This window comes from Aliivibrio sp. SR45-2 (assembly GCF_963890165.1).
Lineage (GTDB): Bacteria > Pseudomonadota > Gammaproteobacteria > Enterobacterales > Vibrionaceae > Aliivibrio > Aliivibrio salmonicida.
Map to the genome: position 1 here is coordinate 89395 of NZ_CAWPRC010000150.1, position 20279 is coordinate 109673.

At 38.8% G+C, this 20279-nt stretch carries 19 protein-coding genes and 1 tRNA gene; 12 read left to right on the plus strand and 8 right to left on the minus strand.

Annotated features, from left to right (window positions below):
* Positions 1-24 precede the first annotated feature (24 nt).
* Positions 25-726, minus strand: coding sequence for a general secretion pathway protein GspB (locus tag AACV33_RS09330; protein ID WP_182699244.1), 702 nt, complete (start codon positions 724-726; stop codon positions 25-27).
* Entirely contained in the window at positions 727-2286 is a 1560-nt protein-coding gene (locus AACV33_RS09335) for an ExeA family protein (protein WP_182699245.1), read from the minus strand.
* Positions 2287-2427: 141 nt separating this feature from the next.
* On the opposite strand from AACV33_RS09335, the gene AACV33_RS09340 reads away from it, so the two are divergent.
* Entirely contained in the window at positions 2428-3651 is a 1224-nt protein-coding gene (locus AACV33_RS09340) for a multifunctional CCA addition/repair protein (protein WP_182699246.1), read from the plus strand.
* A gap of 62 nt (positions 3652-3713) precedes the next feature.
* Here AACV33_RS09340 and AACV33_RS09345 read toward each other — a convergent pair whose 3' ends face one another.
* Genes AACV33_RS09345 through folB form a run of 3 tightly spaced genes read right to left on the minus strand, consistent with a single transcriptional unit; the run spans position 3714 to position 5367 of the window.
* Positions 3714-4520 carry an undecaprenyl-diphosphate phosphatase gene (locus tag AACV33_RS09345; protein WP_017022530.1) on the minus strand — a complete coding sequence of 269 codons (807 nt, stop codon included), beginning with the start codon at positions 4518-4520 and terminating at the stop codon, positions 3714-3716.
* Between the two features lie 8 nt (positions 4521-4528).
* Complete coding sequence (gene folK, locus AACV33_RS09350; RefSeq protein ID WP_182699247.1) at positions 4529-5017, minus strand: 2-amino-4-hydroxy-6-hydroxymethyldihydropteridine diphosphokinase; 489 nt, start codon at positions 5015-5017, stop codon at positions 4529-4531.
* On the minus strand, positions 5014-5367 hold the full coding sequence (gene folB / locus AACV33_RS09355) for a bifunctional dihydroneopterin aldolase/7,8-dihydroneopterin epimerase (RefSeq protein WP_182699248.1): 354 nt from the start codon (positions 5365-5367) through the stop codon (positions 5014-5016). Before folB ends, folK begins: the two co-directional genes overlap by 4 nt.
* Positions 5368-5512: 145 nt before the next feature.
* On the opposite strand from folB, the gene plsY reads away from it, so the two are divergent.
* Positions 5513-6109, plus strand: a complete 597-nt coding sequence (gene plsY / locus AACV33_RS09360; RefSeq protein WP_017022528.1) for a glycerol-3-phosphate 1-O-acyltransferase PlsY — start codon at positions 5513-5515, stop codon at positions 6107-6109.
* A gap of 57 nt (positions 6110-6166) precedes the next feature.
* Here the strand turns inward: plsY and tsaD are convergent, their stop codons facing one another.
* Positions 6167-7183, minus strand: a complete 1017-nt coding sequence (tsaD, locus tag AACV33_RS09365) for a tRNA (adenosine(37)-N6)-threonylcarbamoyltransferase complex transferase subunit TsaD (protein ID WP_017022527.1) — start codon at positions 7181-7183, stop codon at positions 6167-6169.
* A 227-nt stretch (positions 7184-7410) separates the two neighbouring features.
* Here tsaD and rpsU point away from each other — a divergent pair, with 227 nt between their 5' ends.
* The 5 genes from rpsU (at position 7411) to AACV33_RS09390 (ending at position 12142) form a co-directional block, all read left to right on the plus strand.
* Positions 7411-7626 (plus strand): 30S ribosomal protein S21, encoded by a 216-nt coding sequence (rpsU, locus tag AACV33_RS09370; protein WP_005421025.1) that lies wholly within the window; start codon positions 7411-7413, stop codon positions 7624-7626.
* Positions 7627-7655: 29 nt separating this feature from the next.
* Positions 7656-8099, plus strand: a complete 444-nt coding sequence (locus tag AACV33_RS09375; protein ID WP_182699249.1) for a GatB/YqeY domain-containing protein — start codon at positions 7656-7658, stop codon at positions 8097-8099.
* Positions 8100-8212: 113 nt separating this feature from the next.
* Positions 8213-9973 carry a DNA primase gene (gene dnaG / locus AACV33_RS09380; RefSeq protein ID WP_023604166.1) on the plus strand — a complete coding sequence of 587 codons (1761 nt, stop codon included), beginning with the start codon at positions 8213-8215 and terminating at the stop codon, positions 9971-9973.
* 97 nt (positions 9974-10070) lie between these two features.
* Positions 10071-11915: an RNA polymerase sigma factor RpoD gene (gene rpoD, locus AACV33_RS09385; RefSeq protein WP_065610026.1), complete on the plus strand. Its 1845-nt coding sequence runs from the start codon at positions 10071-10073 to the stop codon at positions 11913-11915.
* Positions 11916-12066: 151 nt separating this feature from the next.
* Positions 12067-12142, plus strand: a tRNA-Ile gene (locus AACV33_RS09390).
* A gap of 25 nt (positions 12143-12167) precedes the next feature.
* Here AACV33_RS09390 and AACV33_RS09395 read toward each other — a convergent pair.
* Positions 12168-12350, minus strand: coding sequence for a hypothetical protein (locus tag AACV33_RS09395; protein ID WP_017022521.1), 183 nt, complete (start codon positions 12348-12350; stop codon positions 12168-12170).
* 187 nt (positions 12351-12537) lie between these two features.
* On the opposite strand from AACV33_RS09395, the gene AACV33_RS09400 reads away from it, so the two are divergent.
* The 5 genes from AACV33_RS09400 (at position 12538) to AACV33_RS09420 (ending at position 18068) form a co-directional block, all read left to right on the plus strand.
* Positions 12538-13158, plus strand: a complete 621-nt coding sequence (locus tag AACV33_RS09400; protein ID WP_017022520.1) for an outer membrane beta-barrel protein — start codon at positions 12538-12540, stop codon at positions 13156-13158.
* Between the two features lie 187 nt (positions 13159-13345).
* Positions 13346-14890, plus strand: a complete 1545-nt coding sequence (locus tag AACV33_RS09405; protein ID WP_182699250.1) for a long-chain-fatty-acid--CoA ligase — start codon at positions 13346-13348, stop codon at positions 14888-14890.
* Between the two features lie 88 nt (positions 14891-14978).
* Positions 14979-15380, plus strand: coding sequence for a hypothetical protein (locus AACV33_RS09410; protein WP_182699251.1), 402 nt, complete (start codon positions 14979-14981; stop codon positions 15378-15380).
* A gap of 387 nt (positions 15381-15767) precedes the next feature.
* The gene (gene pykF, locus AACV33_RS09415; RefSeq protein ID WP_023604164.1) at positions 15768-17180 is read left to right on the plus strand and encodes a pyruvate kinase PykF; all 1413 of its coding nucleotides are present in this window, start codon (positions 15768-15770) and stop codon (positions 17178-17180) included.
* Between the two features lie 228 nt (positions 17181-17408).
* Positions 17409-18068, plus strand: coding sequence for a GntR family transcriptional regulator (locus AACV33_RS09420; RefSeq protein WP_017022517.1), 660 nt, complete (start codon positions 17409-17411; stop codon positions 18066-18068).
* Between the two features lie 311 nt (positions 18069-18379).
* On the opposite strand, the gene AACV33_RS09425 is transcribed toward AACV33_RS09420, so the two are convergent.
* Positions 18380-20275 (minus strand): sensor domain-containing diguanylate cyclase, encoded by a 1896-nt coding sequence (locus tag AACV33_RS09425; protein WP_182699252.1) that lies wholly within the window; start codon positions 20273-20275, stop codon positions 18380-18382.
* Positions 20276-20279: the final 4 nt, after the last annotated feature.

Below are 20279 nucleotides of genomic sequence, written 5' to 3' on the forward strand. Positions count from 1 at the left end.
CTTATTTATGCAGAAAAACATCCATCATCCTTTCCACTCATAAAGTGCTGGCACTTCAATTTTCTTATTTTCAAACTCAATGATGACATTTCTTGGGTTAATCTCAAGTAATGACACACTAGGTGTAATGTTCTCCCCTGCACTGACTTCTTTTCCATTCACTTTTACCCACCGCTGACTGAGCTTAGATGTGTAATTGTGCGTCTGAAAATTCAACGCGGGTAATCGCCCCATAAATTCAGCACCATTTTTAACAAGCTCAATGGTTGATTCATCATTATCCCAAACAAGTTCTTTCTCTTGATTAACGTCTGCCGGATCATTCATAGCAGATTCAAATCGCGCTGCAAGCTCAGGTGACAACCCAGATAAATCTAAATTATTAATATTAAAATCTTTTTCTTTTTTCGCTGGCGTAATATTTGAATTGGTTTGAGCGGGAACACGCTTGACTGTACCGAATCCAGTCTTATCAGGTAGAGGCCTCTCTACCTCTTTCTTTGCATTATTTGAAGAATTAAGCGCTAACAAATGACGGCGCATAGGGATCTTTTGTGTTTCCCATGTAGGGAATGCTAACTCAGCATAATTGGCATGATAGGGAACAATTTCTTGCTTACTTGCTTCATAATAAGGCAACGCGATAACCAAGGATAAAACAAAGGGAGGTAATATCACCAATGAACCTATCAAAAACTTTGAAGGATGAGAAAAGAAAGTACTCATTTATTTGTCTCCTTGAAGCATAGGGACATTGGTATTTATCACACTGTCTAACCACATTAACGTACTTGACCCCACCACTCCATCTTTCTTCAAACCGAAAATAGCTTGAAATTGCTTAACTTGTTCTTCGGTTTCTTCAGTAAAACGATTCGAATCAGTCAGTGGTTGCTCTAAGGCAAAAGAAAGTAATTGATTCAATTCCACAATGGCTTCACCTTCATCACCAAGTCTCATCGCTCTTTTGGTCATAATTGGTTTTTTCCAGAGTTGCATATAAGCGCCATTCCAATGTTTTTCAAACCATTGATGAGAAACTTCAATCTGGCGATCTGGCAATAATAATGCAATATTTTTAGATGAGATATGATAAACAATAGCCAGTAAGTCATCTCCATTCTCTTGTTGTAACCATACAATCGCGGGGCGATTTAGTGCTAATAGATCATTTAAAGACCCATTATTATCTAAACAATATAACTGCGCTCTTTTTGCATTAGTACAGTTGGCTTGAAATGTATTTGTTTCATAACCCCATACTTCGAGTAATTGTTGAAAAGCCGCTTGCTCGGAATCAAAGCCGATTAATGGGTGTTCTTTCACTTGCTCGACGATAGGATACGTCGATGCTAAGTAGCTAGGAAGTGCTTTATAAACCCCCAAAGTACAACTAACTGATAGTGCAATTGCAATAGATAACATTAACCAAGGCGTGTTGTTTTTAGCGGGTAGATCAATGTGACTTACTGCTGGAATTTCCCACTCTAAAACCAATTCACAAGCACGCTTTACCGATGAAGCATTAACGTTTTTTTCTCCCTGTTGGTAACTCACCCATAGTGCCTTATCGCATAATAGATTAATCAAACGGGGAATGCCTTTTGATCGCAATGCGATGATTTTAATCGCCGAAGACGAAAATAACGTCGCATTACTACCAACAACCTGCAAACGGTGATCGATATAATATTGGATGTCTTCTACTGTTAACGGCAATAAATGATATCGAGCGGTAATCCTCTGAGCCAACTGGCGTAAATTAGCTTGTTGCAGTTTCTGTTGCAGTTCAGGCTGACCAATCAACAGAACCTTTAATAATTTATCACTGTCCGTTTCAAAATTAGTTAATAAACGAAGCTGTTCTAATACATCAGGGCCTAAATGTTGGGCTTCATCTATCGCGACAATGGTTTGAAATCCCTTTTTATCTTCACTCACTAAGAACTCAACAATCACTTCCGTTAATTGTTTTAATGACGGTGTTGATGAATATTCAATTTTTAACTCATCACAAATAGCCGTGAATAATTCCAATGCGGTAAATGTCGGATTTAAAATAAGAGCAAGATGTATATTTTCATTTAACTCCGAAAAAAGTGCTCTCGATACTGTCGTTTTACCAGTACCAACTTCTCCCGTTAATAAAGCAAATCCGCCCCCTTGCCCTAATCCTGATTGCAAATAGCTTAATGCCTCCTTGTGACGCTCGCTTAAATAAAGAAAACGCGCATTAGGAGTCATTGAAAATGGACATTCAGTAAAGCCAAAGAAGTCTTGGTACATAAAAGGGGTATCTACCTAATTTATCTATATCGATGAGTGAGTCTTCGAATAAAAAGTCGAAATATTGTCATTGCACGGTATCATTGGAAGTCAGAAAGTAAAGAAAGTTCTCTTTATCTTGATTGTGTGTAGGAAAAACAGATGCAAATTTATTTAGTAGGTGGTGCAGTTCGAGATTCACTCCTCAATATTGACGTAAAAGATAAAGATTGGGTCGTTGTTGGTTCTACACCCACTCACATGAATTCGCTTGGCTACCAAAGCGTAGGACTAGACTTTCCTGTTTTCTTACACCCAAAAACAAAAGAAGAATACGCCTTAGCCAGAACAGAACGAAAAAGTGGTCAAGGATATAAAGGATTCACTTGTTACGCAGAAGCAGATGTCACATTAGAAGAAGATTTGTTGCGTCGAGATTTGACGATTAATGCGATAGCTCAATCAGATAACGGCCTATTAATTGATCCTTACCATGGGCAAGAAGATTTAAAGAATCGGTTATTACGCCATGTATCCAATGCCTTTGTCGAAGACCCGTTACGGGTACTACGAGTTGCTCGTTTTGCCGCTCGCTTTCATTATCTTGGTTTTACAATTGCACCAGAAACAATGCAATTAATGAAAACACTTGTTTCGAGTGGCGAACTCTCTCATTTAACCCCAGAACGAGTATGGCAAGAATGGGAAAAATCATTATCAAGTAAACACCCAGATATTTTTCTTTCTGTACTCAAAGAATGTGGTGCATTAGCGGTCGTATTGCCGGAAATTGATGCTTTATTTGGCGTTCCTCAACCAGAACAATGGCACCCAGAAATTGATACTGGAATTCATACACTGATGGTTTCTCAGCAAGCATCATTACTCAGTACCTCACTTCCAATACGCTTTGCAGCGCAAGTTCATGATTTAGGTAAGGGGATTACTCCTGAATCAGAATGGCCAAGCCACAAAATGCATTGCCATACAGGAATAAAAGTAATCAAGAATTTGTGTAAGCGAGTTCGAGTCCCTAATGAATACAAAGAGCTAGCCTTATTGGTTTGTGAGCATCACACAAATGTCCACAGAGCTTCAGAACTACGAGCGCAAACCTTTATCAAGATATTCGATAAAATGGACTTATGGCGTAAACCAGAACGTTTAGAATCGATTCTATTGTGCTGCCAAGCCGATCATGCAGGGCGACTAGGGTTAGAATTAAATCCATACCCTCAAAAAGAACGAATGAAATCCGCATTTAATGCAGCACAACGTGTAGAGGTAAAAGAAGTGGTCGCAGCAGGGTTTAAAGGACCAGAAATCAGAGATGAATTAACCAAGAGAAGAATTGAAGCTGTCAAAGTGGCGCTTTTAATAAACTAGAATTAAAAAGTGGTTGTTAATAAGTTCATCACTTACAACAACCACCTTAATCTAGACTCTAATTATTGCGTTAACGCTAACCAAGCAAGTAGGCTCGTCCCTAACAATAATCGATATATAACAAATGGCGTCATTCCCATACTCGAAATCAGTTTCAAGAAAAAGTGAATACAAATATAAGCACTAATAAATGAAACAATAATACCGGTACCTAAGAAACCAAAGTGAATAATCGCATCACTTAATGCTAATTTTAATCCAAGATAAGAACCAGCTAAGGTAATAATTGGTATCGACATTAAGAAAGAAAAACGCGCTGCTGCCTCACGAGTAAAGCCAAGATACAACGCCGCTGTGATTGTGATACCTGAGCGTGATGTGCCTGGGATCATAGCTGTTGCCTGAGCAATACCAAGGAACAAGGCTTTTTTCCACGTCATTTCATATTCATCTTTAACAAGCGTTGAGTTTTTATCTACCCACCACAGTAATAGACCAAACACGATAGTCGTTATCGCAATCACCCAAGCACTACGTAAATAAACTTCAATGAAGTCTTTAAACATCAGCCCACATACTGCGGCAGGAATCGTTGATAATATAATTAACCACGCTAGTTTAGACTCTTTATTGTGTTCTTTTTTTACAATAGAGAGAGTCCAAGCAGAAAGTAATGTCACTACTTCTTTTCTGAAATAAATAACAACCGCGGCTAACGTACCAACATGAACAGCCACATCAAAAGCTAAACCTTGATCAGACCAACCAAGTACCTCCGACGGTAAAATTAAATGAGCCGAGCTAGATATTGGTAAAAATTCAGTAAATCCTTGCAGTAAAGCAAGAAAAAATGCTTCAAAATACGTCATTACATCTCTTAAATAATCAATGTCAAAGTGACAGGTGTTAATGATTGAGTTCTAGGGAAACCCGCCCATATTTCACTAATGGTTTTATCTGTACTTGGAATAACCAATTCAGGATTTAATTCAACCATAGGCAAAATCACAAAAGCGAACTTAAAAAGATCGTTTCTTGGTAATGTTGGATCTGATTTAGATACGACATTATCATAAAGTAAAATATCAAGATCTAAGGTTCTATCTTGATTTTTTTGTGCTTGGGGCTTGCGACCCCACTTAATCTCGATAGCACGCAAATAATCGCCTAACAAAGATAAACTGTGCTTTGTTTCAAGCTCAACAACAAAATTAAAGAAATTATCCCCCGAAAAACCAACCGGTTCCGCTTCATAAATTGTTGATACTTTTTTTAACTTACCCAATTTCTTTAGCTCTGTTATTGCTATTTTTGCGTGTTTTTCAGGATCAATATTGGAACCTACACCGATATACACAGTGCTCATTTTGATCCTCGTTCAATCACCACACCAACACTGTGCGCGTTAACTACCGCACCAGGTTTTGATAAATGAATGCGAACCCAAGGAACAGAGAAACGAGTCATTATTAGCTCGGCAATTTCTTCTGCCACTCGCTCAACAAGTAAAAAACGCCCTTGTTGAATATGCGCAGTAACCGCGTCGCTGACTTCTGCATAATTTAAGCATTGCTCTACATTATCAGAATTCGCAGCTGGTTTATTATCGTGAGCCATATCAATATCTAATACTAGCTTCTGTTTAATGCCCTGTTCCCACTCATAAACACCAATGGTTGTAATAACTTCAAGTTGTTTTATAAATACTAAATCCATCTTTGATCACACTTTTTATTAAGAGGTCGGATACCCATCAAAAGAAAAACAACGTAATATTGTTATTACCTTGCTCAATGTGTAGAGCAATATACTATAAAAGTTATTTCTGATCGCTGTTGAACACTTAAATAAAGGCTCATTCATGACTCCTATTGCGCTAATTATGATCATCATCGCCTATCTACTGGGATCGATCTCTAGTGCTGTGCTTATTTGCCGATTAAGAGGCTTACCCGATCCTAGAACATCAGGTTCTCAAAATCCTGGTGCAACCAATGTATTCCGACTGGGTGGAAAAGGGGCGGCAGGTCTGGTTCTACTGTGTGATATTTTGAAAGGAATGTTACCGGTGTGGGGAGGTTACTTTCTTGAGATCAATCCACTACTACTTGGCATTATTGCTATTGCGGCGTGCTTAGGGCATATGTATCCGCTTTTTTTCCATTTTAAAGGAGGGAAAGGCGTAGCTACCGCATTAGGAGCACTGGCTCCTATCGGTTTAGATCTAACTGGTCTTCTATTTGGAACTTGGGTCGTAATCGTACTAATTACTGGATATTCTTCGTTAGCCTCAATGGCCACCGCATTACTCGCCCCTTTATTCACGTGGCTTGTAAAACCTCAATATACGTTACCCGTTGCGATGCTTTCATGCCTAATCGTCTTAAAACATCACGAAAATATTCGACGTTTTTTTGCCGGAAAAGAAAAGAAAATTTGGCAAAGAAAAAGGGACTAATAAGCCCCCTTCTTTATTTCGCAAAAAAGATCCATTACGATCTCTGTCGATCTTTTCTTATTTAATCGGTGCTAATTGATCTATCGGCCAACGAGGTTTAGCTTGAACGGCCAAATCTGTTGTTTCGCCATTTTTCAAACGTTGCATTCCTGCATAAGCAATCATCGCACCGTTATCCGTACAAAACTCAGTTCGAGGGTAAAATACCTCGCCACCAATTTTCTTCATCATGGCTTCTAATTCCTGACGAAGATACGTATTTGCACTCACACCACCCGCCATCACCAATCGCTTCATACCTGTTTGTTTTAAAGCACGACGACACTTTATCGCTAACGTATCCGCCACTGCTTCTTGGAAAGCAAATGCAATATCTGCACGAGTCTGTTCATCGTCATCATTTGCTCGAATGGTATTTGCAGCAAATGTTTTTAATCCTGAAAAACTAAAATCAAGTCCCGGACGATCAGTCATTGGGCGAGGGAATTTAAAACGACCTTTCACACCCGCTTCCGCTAATTTAGAAAGTCGTGGGCCACCTGGGTAATCTAATCCCATTAGTTTTGCTGTTTTATCAAACGCCTCACCCGCAGCATCATCCACAGATTCTCCAAGAATTTGATAATCACCAATGCCTTTAACTTCAACCATTAACGTATGTCCACCAGACACGAGCAATGCAACAAACGGAAACTCCGGTGGGTTCTCTTCCAGCATTGGAGCCAATAAATGCCCTTCCATATGATGAACAGGAATCGCAGGTACATCCCATGCGTACGCAATGCTACGACCAATAGTTGAACCAACCAATAACGCACCAACCAAACCGGGGCCAGCGGTATACGCAATACCATCAATGTCATCTTTTGTCATGCCAGCATCATTCAATGCCGCTTGAATCAATGGAATTGTTTTTTTAACATGATCACGAGACGCTAATTCAGGTACTACACCACCATAATCTGCGTGTAACTTAACTTGGCTGTACAGCTGATGAGCCAATAGCCCTTTTTCGTCATCATAAATAGCCACACCCGTTTCATCGCACGAGGTTTCAATACCTAAAATTCGCATATTTTTCTCTGTTACCTGTTAATTTATCGCCATATTACCTACATCCCTAAGCTAGCTCAAGCAAGGAGATGACTAGCATAGCTAAAATAAACAAAGAAATTACTCAATTCTTAATCAAGAATGCTTTACAAAACGACGTGATCGGATTAAAATTCGGCACCAATTTGAATAATAGCTGGTTAATTATAACTACCAGCGAATTGACTAACACCTGAGGTGAAAGGCATATGCCAGTAGTTAAAGTACGTGAAAACGAACCGTTCGACGTTGCACTACGTCGTTTCAAGCGCTCTTGCGAAAAAGCAGGTATTCTTTCTGAAGTTCGCCGTCGTGAGCATTACGAAAAACCTACTACAGTACGTAAACGCGCTAAAGCAGCAGCTCAAAAGCGTCATGCTAAGAAGTTGTCTCGCGAAAACGCACGTCGCGTTCGCCTGTACTAATAACTTACCTAACTATTTAGGACTAAGTTATGGCTCTAATTGAACAACTCAAAGACGAGCAAAAGTTAGCGATGAAAGCCAAGGACAAATTACGCCTTGGCACAATTCGTTTAGCTTTATCTGAAATTAGACAACGTGAAATCGATGGTCATACAACTTTGTCTGACGATGATATCATTGCTGTGTTAACTAAGATGGTTAAACAACGTCGTGATTCAGTGTTGCAGTTTACTGCCGCTGGTCGTGATGATCTTGCTGATAAAGAGAGTGCTGAGATTTTAGTACTTGATGATTTTATGCCGCAAGCACTTACCGATGAAGAAGTTGCTGAGTTATTAGACAAAGTAATTATTGAATCTGGTGCTGCTGGAATGCAAGATATGGGCAAGGTGATGGGCGTGTTAAAACCTCAAATCCAAGGCCGCGCTGACATGGGTAAAGTAAGCCAACTCGTCAAATCGAAACTGGCTTAATACTACTCTATTTATAAAGCAAGCCGTGCTATCTTTGATATGCACGGCTTGTTTGTATCTGAGATAATATAAACACTAGAATAGTATGAAAAACCATTGAGGTAAGAAGTAGCATGTCCGGACATATCCCTCGTAGTTTTATTGATGAACTTTTAAATCGACACGATATTGTCGACATCATCGACACTAGAGTAAAACTAAAAAAACAAGGGAAAAACTACGGTGCTTGTTGCCCTTTTCATAATGAAAAAAGTCCTTCTTTCTCTGTAAGCCAAGAAAAGCAATTCTACCACTGCTTTGGCTGTGGCGTTCATGGTAATGCCATTGATTTCTTAATGGAATTCGACCGTCTTGAGTTTGTAGAAGCCATCGAAGAACTTGCTTCAATGCTTGGTTTAGATGTTCCTCGCGAACAGCGCAGTGGCTTTAGTGCGCCTTCCGGTCCAACCGCAAATTCAGAGCAAAAACGCAGTTTATACGATCTAATGGGCGGTATTAGTCAGTTTTATCGTTCTCAATTAAAATCTGCTAATAACATTGTTGCAATTAACTACCTTAAAGAACGCGGTCTCTCTAGTGAGATTGCTCAAAAATTTGGGGTTGGTTATATTGCTGATGAATGGGAATTAGTGAAAAATAACTTCGGTCGCGACAAAGCATCACAAGATGCTTTAGTGAGTGGCGGGATGTTAATTGAAAACGATAAAGGGCGACGCTATGATCGCTTTCGTGGTCGAGTCATGTTTCCTATTCGAGATCGTCGCGGACGTGTTATTGGTTTTGGTGGTCGAGTTATTGGTGAAGGTACACCGAAATACTTAAATTCTCCAGAAACGCCTATTTTCCATAAAGGCAAAGAACTTTATGGCTTATACGAAGCATTACAAGCGTATAAAGACCTGCCTCAAGCTTTGGTTGTTGAAGGCTATATGGATGTTGTCGCCCTTGCTCAATTCGGTGTTGATTATGCCGTTGCCTCTCTAGGCACAGCAACCACCGGCGATCATATGCAATTACTTTTCCGTCAAACAAGCACCGTCGTATGTTGTTACGATGGAGACAGAGCGGGTCGGGAGGCTGCATGGCGAGCAATGGAACAAGCGCTTCCCTACCTCAATGATGGCCGCCAATTAAAATTCATGTTTTTACCCGACGGTGAAGATCCAGATACCTATATCCGTCAATATGGTAAAGAAGCCTTCGAGCGAGAAATCGCTCAATCTGAATCATTGATTAATTTCATGTTTAGAAGCTTGGTTGATCAAGTAGATACAAGCAGCCGAGAAGGCAAAGCAAAACTCACAACACTTGCTGTTCCTCTCATCGACAAAGTTCCTGGTGGTACGTTACGCCTTTATTTACGTGAGCAACTTGGCAAAACGCTTGGAATTATGGATGAAAGCCAATTACAGCAACTAATATCTAAACAAGGTGCTCCTGAAACCAAGCGGCAGGTACAGCCAGATATTAAACGAACAGCGATGCGCGAAGTTATTACGTTGCTATTACAAAATCCAAATTTAGCTCAATTAGTCCCAGATTTAAGCAGTGTTCAAGATATTCCACTGCCGGGTTTAAGTTTATTTCTGCAATTACTTGAAAATTGCCGACATAATCCCCATATCTCTACAGGCCAATTATTAGAATATTGGCGTGGGGATAAAAGTGAAAAACTATTATCGCGCTTGGCAGTATGGGAATTACCCATAGATCAAGACAATACCCAAGATGTATTTATGGATTCACTGGACAATGTTTTGGCCCAGTGCATCAACCAACAAATTGAAAGTTTGCAGACGAAAGAAAGAACGCTTGGCTTATCAGTCGAAGAAAAGCGGGAGCTACTAGCCTTAATGCTAGAATTAAAAGCATAGAATCCCGACATCGTCATCAATAAAAAAATTTGTTATTATTTGTGGTTTGCATTTCGCATACTAATTCTGTCACACAGACCAAAAGTAGGAACCGTCTATGGATCAAAATCCGCAGTCACAGCTAAAATTACTTGTAATTAAAGGCAAGGAACAAGGCTATCTGACCTACGCAGAAGTTAACGATCACCTACCAGAAGAAATTGTAGATTCTGAGCAGGTTGAAGATATTATTCAAATGATCAATGACATGGGTATCAAAGTGGTTGAAACCGCTCCTGATGCTGATGATATGTCATTGAATGATGATGATGCCGTAACTGATGAAGATGCAGCAGAAGCCGCTGCAGCCGCACTATCAAGTGTTGAAAGTGAAATTGGCCGTACTACGGACCCAGTTCGTATGTATATGCGTGAAATGGGTACCGTTGAACTTCTTACTCGTGAAGGCGAAATCGACATCGCTAAACGTATTGAAGAAGGCATCAATGAGGTTCAGTGTTCTGTTGCTGAATTCCCAGGCGCTATTTCATACTTACTAGAACAGTTTGATAAAGTTCAAGCCGAAGAAATTCGCTTAACTGACATCATCTCTGGTTTTGTTGATCCTAATGATGACGGTTCAGCGGCACCAACTGCGACTCATATCGGCTCAGAATTGAGCGAATCAGATCTTGCTGATGAAGATAAAGAAGCAAAAGATGATGAAGAAGATGAAGAGGAAGAAGATGTAGGTATCGATCCAGAGCTTGCTTTGGAAAAATTCACTCAACTTCGTACTTCTTATCATAACATGCAACTTGCTTTCGAAGAGCATGGTCGTGATAACGGAAAAGCTCGTGAAGCAATCGGTGAACTCACTGATGTATTCCGTGAATTCAAACTGATCCCTAAACAATTTGATTTTCTTGTTCGTGAAATGCGTGGCAGCATGGATCGTGTTCGTACACAAGAACGCTTAATTATGCGTATGTGTGTTGAATACGGGAAAATGCCTAAGAAGTCATTTATTGCTCTGTTCTCAGGCAATGAAGCTTCTGACGAATGGTTTAACGAAATTCTTGCGTCAGATAAGCCATACGTAGAACGCCTAAAGCGTTACGAAGAAGACATTCGCCGTTCAATTAAGAAAATTAACAGCATTGTTAAAGAAACAGGTTTACCTGTTCTAAACATCAAAGACATCAGCCGTCGTATGTCTATCGGTGAAGCGAAAGCTCGTCGTGCGAAAAAAGAAATGGTTGAAGCTAACTTACGTCTTGTTATCTCAATTGCGAAAAAATACACCAACCGTGGCTTACAATTCTTGGATCTAATTCAAGAAGGTAACATTGGTCTAATGAAAGCGGTTGATAAGTTTGAATACCGTCGTGGTTATAAGTTCTCAACTTATGCAACATGGTGGATCCGTCAAGCTATCACTCGTTCAATTGCCGACCAAGCGCGTACTATTCGTATTCCTGTACACATGATTGAAACGATCAATAAATTGAATCGTATTTCACGTCAAATGCTACAAGAAATGGGTCGCGAACCATTACCTGAAGAACTTGCTGAACGCATGCAAATGCCAGAAGACAAGATCCGTAAAGTTTTGAAAATTGCAAAAGAACCTATTTCAATGGAAACACCAATTGGTGATGATGAAGATTCGCACCTAGGTGATTTCATCGAGGATAATACCCTTGAGCTTCCTGTTGATTCTGCAACTTCAACCAGTTTGAAATTTGCAACTAACGATGTTCTTGCTGGTTTAACGCCTCGTGAAGCAAAAGTACTTCGTATGCGTTTCGGTATTGATATGAATACTGACCATACGCTAGAAGAAGTGGGCAAGCAATTTGACGTAACACGTGAACGTATTCGTCAAATCGAAGCAAAAGCGCTTCGTAAATTGCGTCATCCAAGTCGTTCTGAAGTATTACGTAGTTTCTTAGACGAATAATAATTACAATTATTCATCAATAGAATCAAAAAGGTGGGCTTAGGCTCACCTTTTTTCGATCTAAATCCATATTTTTGACTAACTGATTAAAAAGCAAACGCCTTCTCTCTAGACACCCTTTTCATCTTCCCCTATAATCACCACCTACTAAGGCCCCTTAGCTCAGTGGTTAGAGCGCACGACTCATAATCGTTCGGTCCCCAGTTCAAATCTGGGAGGGGCCACCAAATTAAAAAAGCCAGATAAGTATCACTACTTATCTGGCTTTTTGTCATTGAGAGGAAAGTGATTTGTTTTCTTCTTTTTCTCCAGTAATACGTACCCAATGAGTATGGAGAAAATAGAGAGTTCAATCATTGCTCTTATTAATCCAGAAGTAAATATCGCAGCCATAATCAATAAAATCACAACGCTAATGATCCCTTTATTATTCATTCTCAATTCCTTTGATACGCCATAGAAAAATCCATTATTCAATATTAAGCGAGCATTGAAAAATAGCCTTTTCCTCTATCAAAGAACCAATTGCACTATCCATCCCTCAGAATCAATCATTCGCACCTTGGATATTAAATAAACCTACCTATACTGATAACGAATTAATTTGATTATGGAGTTATCAATGAAAAAAATATTACTTCCGTTTGTTCTAGCAACATCCCCACTTTTCGCTATTGCAAATGAGGATATTTCAACACAAGGACCTAAAATCAGTGGCGTTTATATTGGTGCTGGCTTCGGCACTTTTGGATACTCAGAAGAAGATTCTTGGGGATACAATAGTAACGAGATTTCAGCAAAGGCGGATGGTAACTCCACTAAAATTTATCTTGGTTATCAATTTAATAAAATAGTCGGCATAGAAGGGACCTATACTGATTATGGAACAGCAAAAGCCAAAGTAGGTAACTATTCAATGAAGCCAACCTCTATCTCATTAGCGGCTAATTTAGGCTATACCTTTGATAATGGGCTTAGACCTTTTGGCTTAGTCGGTATGTCTAGCTTAGATTTAAATCAAAATGAGGAATTGTTAACTGATGATAAAGGCGCCGCATTTAAATTTGGATTTGGTGTTGAATATACCCCAACAGCATTGAACGGCGTTCAATTTAGAGCCGCTTATGAAATGGATCTATATTCTGTGGAGTATCTCGATTATCAAAGCGGCAGCGGCTTAACCACAGAGACCAACTTATACTCATTGGATTCCCTTTATGTAGGTGCTTCCTATAAATTTTAAATCCAATCTATCTCAATAAATAAGCAGTAATCGACAAATAAGTAAGTTACTGCTCTTATTGATAATAAAAACACAAAATCCCCTTTGACCTCCCTACTTTTTTTCATTTCTTGATATACACTTAACGCATTTAGAGAGACTTAGATCTCGATATAACATCAACAACAAAAACCAAGAAAGGTTATATATGTACAATCTTGCGACCAACCTTGAGCGTAACGCCACATTTCGTCCAAATAATACTGCCCTAATTTTTCATGATCTAAAGATGACTTATTCAGAGCTCAATAAAAAAGTAAATGCCATTGCTGATCATCTAACACAACTGCACATCCAACCTGATGACAAAATCGCACTTTCGTGCCCAAATACCCCTGAGTTTGTTATCGCTTATTACGCAATACAAAAAATAGGTGCAGTAGTCGTACCTCTCAACGTAATGTTGAAAAGTGATGAAGTTGCTTATCATTTAAAAGACTCCGACGCTGTTGCTCTTATTTCATACCAAGGCTCTGATGCAATGCCGATAGGTAAATTTGGTTATGATGGCTACGAAAAAGCCGATTTTTGTGAACATTTCATTTTAATTGAGACAACCGAATCACAGAAGCCAGTGGCTGCCCATTCTTTTAATCAATGGTTAAACACTGGCAGAGATACCTTTGATACCGTTTGCAGAACCGCTCAAGACAGCTGTGTAATTTTATATACCTCAGGAACAACAGGTACAGCAAAAGGCGCAGAATTAAGTCAGAGTAATATGCTTTGTAATGCACAGGCTTGCCAATCATTAACGAACCAAAAAGGAACGGACGTTAGCATTGCCATACTTCCTCTTTTCCATACGTTTGGCCAATCGTTAATAATGAACACCTCTATCTTAGCTGGCAGTGCATTAGTGCTTATTTCTCGCTTTGTACCTAAAACCGTTTTGCAGCAAATTCATGAGCATAAAGTTACGCACCTTGCAGGTGTGCCTACCATGTTTATTGGGTTGCTTGCTTATGCCGAAAAAAATAAAGGTGACTACTTAAAAGAAATAGCACAAACATTAAAAGTGGCTATTTCAGGTGGGGCTTCAATGCCGGTAGAAGTACTAAAGCAATTTGAGGAGAAACTACAAGTTCCTGTCATTGAAGGTTACGGTTTATCTGAATCATCTCCGGTAGCGGCTTTTAATCATCTAGAGTTTCAACGCAAGCCCGGCAGTATTGGTCAACCCTTGCCGGGCGTAACAATGAAAGTCGTCGATAAAAATGGTCATGAATTACCTGTAGGACAAGAAGGCGAATTGGTAATCCGAGGTCATAATGTGATGAAGGGCTATTACAAAAAGCCCCAAGAAACAGCAAAAACCATTATTGATGGCTGGCTTCATACCGGAGATATTGTACGCTTTGATGACGAAGGTTATATCTATGTCGTTGACCGCTTAAAAGAGCTGATCATTAGCGGTGGCTATAATGTGTATCCACGAGAAGTTGAAGAAGTGTATATGAAGCACCCTTCGGTTCATTTGGTGGCAGTAATTGGCATTGAACACCTTCGATTTGGGGAAGAAGTAAAAGCATTTGTTATTTTAAAAGAAGGCCACTCAATATCAGAAAAAGAATTGATAAAATGGAGCAAGCAGCATTTAGCCGACTATAAATGCCCTAAACATCTCGATATCGTTGAAGCTCTACCAATGACAGCAACGGGGAAAATCTTAAAGCGAATGCTAAAACCTTAACTCCCCCTCACCACTATTTTTGCAGGTATATTCCCATACAAAGAATAGGTATATACTTGCAACACAATTTAATAATTGGATAACTACCATGTCGAATAAAACAAATAAAGGCATTTGGTTTGCCTACATTGCCAGCCTTCTTACTCCGTTAACATTAATGGCCTCAGGTATTGTTGCCATCATATACGCTGGTTATCAAATGAATAAAGGGACTAATGACGAAGTCATTAATAGTCACTACTATGCCATTATCAAGAGCTTCTTTTTGTTTCTCACTTTCTTTGTTGTTCTTGGTGTTACTGCTGCAACAATGAGTGGAATGGTTGCCGGCTTAGAATACTGGGTACATAGCTCTATTTTAGAGAAAATCTATTCTGCTATTCCCGTTATTGGTGCCATAATTTCATTATTAGCAATTGGGACTTGGTTTGTAAAATTAGCTAAAGGCATGCAAAAACTTAAGGCATATCAACCAATTGAAAATCAATAATAAAAAGGCACTCTATGTGCCTTTTTTATTTTGATTTGTAAAATAAATATTTGCTGACGAACATAACAACAAGAAAGTGATCTTCATCAGTTTTACTGTTAGAATTTGCCCGAAAATAGATAGAAAATTACGAAAAAGATCTGACCGAGACAATGTTAAGTAATGTAAATTTGTTTTTAATATTGTGATTAAAGAGCAAATTGTTTACCTGAATCAATAATCCATTACTCTTTTCGGTCTACACTACCAATAATTATTGAATTTATATGCTTAGCCATATGAGTAATGAAGCAAGAATTTGTTGTTATATTTCAACACTTCATACCATTACGCTGAGCGTAACTGTGTTTATCATTTTAAATATACTTATCTGGAGAGATTTCTCACATGAAAAAGACCAAAATCGTTTGTACGATTGGCCCAAAAACTGAATCAGTAGAAAAACTAACTGAATTAGCAAATGCTGGCATGAACGTAATGCGCCTTAACTTCTCACACGGCGATTTCCAAGAGCACGGCAACCGTATCGATAATCTTCGTCAAGTAATGAAGAACACAGGTAAGCAACTTGCTATCCTTCTTGATACTAAAGGTCCTGAAATCCGTACTATCAAACTAGACAACGGCAATGATGTCGCTTTAGTTGCTGGTCAAGACTTCACATTTACAACTGATGTATCAGTTGTTGGTAATAAAGACGTTGTTGCTGTTACTTACCCAGGCTTTGCAAAAGACCTTGTTGCTGGTAACACTATCCTTGTTGATGATGGTCTAATTGAAATGGAAGTAGTTTCGACTACTGAAACTGAAGTTAAATGTAAAGTTCTTAACAACGGTGACCTAGGCGAAAACAAAGGTGTTAACCTTCCTGGCGTTTCAGTTAAGCTTCCAGCTCTTTCTGAAAAAGATAAAGCTGACCTTAAATTTGGTTGTGAGCAAGGCGTTGATTTCGTTGCTGCATCTTTTATTCGTAAAGAAGAAGATGTTAAAGAAATCCGTGCTCTACTTGTTGCTAACGGCGGCGAGCACATCCAAATCATCTCTAAGATTGAAAACCAAGAAGGTGTAGATAACTTCGATTCAATCCTAGAAGCTTCTGACGGTATCATGGTTGCTCGTGGTGATCTTGGTGTTGAAATCCCTGTTGAAGAAGTAATCTTTGCACAGAAGATGATGATCGAGAAATGTAATCGCGCACGTAAAGTTGTAATCACTGCAACTCAAATGCTTGATTCTATGATCAAAAACCCACGTCCAACTCGCGCAGAAGCGGGCGACGTAGCTAACGCAATCCTTGATGGTACAGATGCAGTAATGCTTTCTGGTGAGTCTGCGAAAGGTAAATACCCTATCGAAGCTGTAACTATCATGGCAACAATCTGTGCTCGTACAGATGCAGTATTAAAAGCAGAACTTAGCTCTCGCCTAGACAGCCCACGTCTACGTATCACTGAAGCGGTATGTAAAGGCGCAGTTGATACAGCAGAGAAACTAAGTGCACCTGTAATCGTAGTAGCGACAGAAGCGGGTAAATCAGCTCGTTCTATCCGTAAATACTTCCCAACAGCAAGAATCATTGCCGTAACGACTAATACTAAGACAGCAGCTCAACTTTGTCTTTCTAAAGGTATTACACCAATGGTTGTTGATGCTATCGATAGCACTGACGCATTCTACCTACGCGGCAAAGAGCTAGCTCTTGAGTCTGGTATTGGCGCTAAAGGCGACATCGTTGTTATGGTTTCTGGTGCTCTAGTACCATCAGGCACAACTAACACAGCATCTGTTCACGTATTATAATTCAGTTGAATATATAAAAATTACGTAACAATCAATAAAAGAGAGCTTCGGCTCTCTTTTTTTATGAATTATCATTTGCACCAAACATACAATACGGTATACTCTCTCTCGCATTATTAACCACACAGCAGATGGTATAGCTACCCTTTATTTAGCACGCCTTACTCGATAAGCTAAACACAGGCCTAAACCGATGATCTGCTATGAATATTTATAGAGAGAATCGCAGTGTCTAGCCCTACCCTTACTGATAAAGTATCAAAAATGATCCATCAAGATATTCTTAGTGGCGATCTTCACCCCGGTCAAAAACTGGTTGTTGCTGAATTAAAAAAACGCTACAACGTAGGTGCATCTCCAATTCGTGAAGCTCTTGTTCAATTATCATGGAACAAATACGTTAAGCTAGAACCTCAAAAGGGATGCTGGGTTGCAACAATCTCAATTGTTGAACTTGAAGAGCTATTCGAAGGTTTACGAGTTGTAGCAAAAATGCTGTTAGAAAAAGCCATTTCTAAAGGTGATGAAGCGTGGGAACTTAGTGTATTAACAAGCTACCACAGATTAAGTAAAGTCAACTTAGAGAATACACCAGAAGCAATCCAAGAATGGACACAGCGCCACTCTGACTTTCATAATTCACTTCTTTCTGGCGCAGACGCTCCTATTATGTTCCAGTTTTATCAAGAATTAACAAACCAAATTAGGCGTTATCGCCACCTTCAAAATACACATAAAATGTTTAATAAAGAACATACTGATTATTTGGAAGAACATGAAACAATCATGAAATTAGCGCTTTCTCGAAATACAGACCAAGCTGTTGTATTATTAGAAAGTCATTATATTAAGACCATGGATCTACTCTCTGCCTATTTTGAAGCTTAATTTACCTACAAAAAAACCAGGTAAATCACCTGGTTTTTTTGTATTCGTGTTGAGCTTACCATCCAAAAAACTCTTTATTATGCGTACCAATCAATAACACCATAAGTAAAAAGTATATTGCACTTAACTTAAACCCTAGAATAGCCAAACTGCCGATTGTTAACCTCACTAAAAAATCTGTAAGCATAAATACCTCAGCCTCTTTAGCCCTGCGTATCACTTTGCAATATCAGCTTCCTGCTGTAGACAAATTAAACAATACTAATAAGTATAGCTACCTTACGACTTTAGTCTAATAAACGCTCATGTATCTAAGCCAAATCACCTAAATCACTACAAATAGAAATAAGATTACGTCCATTGGTTTTTGATTCATATAATGCCAAATCAGCACACTTATAAGCATCATGACCCGCAATACCTATATCAGCCAAACCACCACTAATCGTTAATTGATATTCTTCCAATTGAGAAACCGCGACACGCAAACGATTGACGACCCTCTCAGCATCTTTCAACTCGGTATGAGGCATAATTATCGCAAACTCTTCGCCGCCAATACGAGCAACAAAATCCGTGTCTCTAGAGCCTTGTTGTAGTATATCAGCGACAAGACAAATGACCTTATCACCGACATCATGGCCTTTAGTATCATTAATTCTCTTAAACCAATCAATATCAAGAATAGCTAAGCAACATTGATGTACTGGGTAATAACGATTCGTTAATAATGTCTGATTCTCTAATTCAAACTCGAATTTTCTGCGATTCCAACAATCCGACAAACTGTCTTTTTCACTTAAATAACGCAATTCTTTTTCTAATAATTTTCGTTGAGTAATATCAATATAAGACAAAATATAATATTGAATGTCTTTACGCTTATTCTTAACGACTTGAATTCTTACTAGCAAACTCAATTTTTTTTCGTACTTATTCAATGCTTCGATTTCACCTTGCCAAACACCCAATTCTTCGACTTGTTTCCAGTTCTGAACTCGCTTTTCTGAACGCTCAACATCTGACTTCAATACATCAAATGTGGTTTTTCCTATCGTCTCTGATGCACAGTATCCGCTAATTAAAGAAAACGCTGAATTTACTTTTATGATCCGTTGATGTTTATCAGTTATCACAACAGCAGTCATCCCCTCAAGAGCTGACTTCGCAAGTTGGCTTTCAAGATTTGATTTATCCCATAATGTTAAAGCGACCCCACAAGGAAGTACGATTAAGCTTAATAACAATAATACAATCGTTGTTTCTTCGATTAATTCAGACTTCGCTTCTTGAAATAAAACATTCAAGCTTTCTTCAGAGTAATCCAATAAAAAGTACACTTCTTTATTTGGTACTTTTTGATTAAGAGCGAACTTATAAAACGAAAAAATATTTTTATCAATGTAAGCGCTGCCTATTTTCTGAGTACTCATTAAGCGCCATAATTCCGCATTTTCAGCCTTTAATGTTTGGTCCTCCCGTCCATTGACCAGATGGCCAAACACTTTATTTCTCTGATTCGTTAACAAATAATAACCATCTTGGTTAACAATAGAGGGCGAAATATTAAGTGTAGGAGAAAACTTAATCACATTTTCAATTCTCGTCTCACTCAGTTCAGCAACAACATACCCTTTACGAGATCCCAACACTTCAATTGGAATAATAATTTGCATGACTGGCTTATAAACACCCGACGTCGCTAACTTTTCATTTAATACCACCCCTTCCGAAAATACTTGTCCGGCAGGTAATTGGGATAACGTTGTTAATAAGGAGTGATTCACGACAGTTAAGGGCAAATTATGTTTAGATGTCTCATTATTGATGGCGTTATAAGATAAGCTAAATAAAGCAATCCCTTGGTTATCGATAAGCTCTAATTGAGAGAAGAACTTTTCAGCTTTAACCAAATTAACCCATGAGCTTTCTACCGCTGCTTTAACACGATTGGAAGGGTATAAAAAATAATCATAAACAGGTCGGCTATCAGAGAGTAAGCCTAATGTATTTTGGATACGAGTTAATAACTCATCAAATTCATGATGCGTATAAGCTAACTGTCGAGTTGACTCATTTTGAACTTGCTCAATAATAACCAGTTTTTCTTTCTGATATTCACTATAAAAATACACAAGCGTTATCATTGATAACACAAGATAAACACAGCTAGAATAAGCTACTATTTTAAAACTTTTCTTATTCATTTCA

Coding starts and splice junctions, on each gene's coding strand:
- AACV33_RS09330 (WP_182699244.1), bottom strand. CDS start 726: ATGAGTACTTTCTTTTCTCATCCTTCAAAGTTTTTGATAGGTTCATTG.
- AACV33_RS09335 (WP_182699245.1), bottom strand. CDS start 2,286: ATGTACCAAGACTTCTTTGGCTTTACTGAATGTCCATTTTCAATGACT.
- AACV33_RS09340 (WP_182699246.1), top strand. CDS start 2,428: ATGCAAATTTATTTAGTAGGTGGTGCAGTTCGAGATTCACTCCTCAAT.
- AACV33_RS09345 (WP_017022530.1), bottom strand. CDS start 4,520: ATGACGTATTTTGAAGCATTTTTTCTTGCTTTACTGCAAGGATTTACT.
- folK (WP_182699247.1), bottom strand. CDS start 5,017: ATGAGCACTGTGTATATCGGTGTAGGTTCCAATATTGATCCTGAAAAA.
- folB (WP_182699248.1), bottom strand. CDS start 5,367: ATGGATTTAGTATTTATAAAACAACTTGAAGTTATTACAACCATTGGT.
- plsY (WP_017022528.1), top strand. CDS start 5,513: ATGACTCCTATTGCGCTAATTATGATCATCATCGCCTATCTACTGGGA.
- tsaD (WP_017022527.1), bottom strand. CDS start 7,183: ATGCGAATTTTAGGTATTGAAACCTCGTGCGATGAAACGGGTGTGGCT.
- rpsU (WP_005421025.1), top strand. CDS start 7,411: ATGCCAGTAGTTAAAGTACGTGAAAACGAACCGTTCGACGTTGCACTA.
- AACV33_RS09375 (WP_182699249.1), top strand. CDS start 7,656: ATGGCTCTAATTGAACAACTCAAAGACGAGCAAAAGTTAGCGATGAAA.
- dnaG (WP_023604166.1), top strand. CDS start 8,213: ATGTCCGGACATATCCCTCGTAGTTTTATTGATGAACTTTTAAATCGA.
- rpoD (WP_065610026.1), top strand. CDS start 10,071: ATGGATCAAAATCCGCAGTCACAGCTAAAATTACTTGTAATTAAAGGC.
- AACV33_RS09395 (WP_017022521.1), bottom strand. CDS start 12,350: ATGAATAATAAAGGGATCATTAGCGTTGTGATTTTATTGATTATGGCT.
- AACV33_RS09400 (WP_017022520.1), top strand. CDS start 12,538: ATGAAAAAAATATTACTTCCGTTTGTTCTAGCAACATCCCCACTTTTC.
- AACV33_RS09405 (WP_182699250.1), top strand. CDS start 13,346: ATGTACAATCTTGCGACCAACCTTGAGCGTAACGCCACATTTCGTCCA.
- AACV33_RS09410 (WP_182699251.1), top strand. CDS start 14,979: ATGTCGAATAAAACAAATAAAGGCATTTGGTTTGCCTACATTGCCAGC.
- pykF (WP_023604164.1), top strand. CDS start 15,768: ATGAAAAAGACCAAAATCGTTTGTACGATTGGCCCAAAAACTGAATCA.
- AACV33_RS09425 (WP_182699252.1), bottom strand. CDS start 20,275: ATGAATAAGAAAAGTTTTAAAATAGTAGCTTATTCTAGCTGTGTTTAT.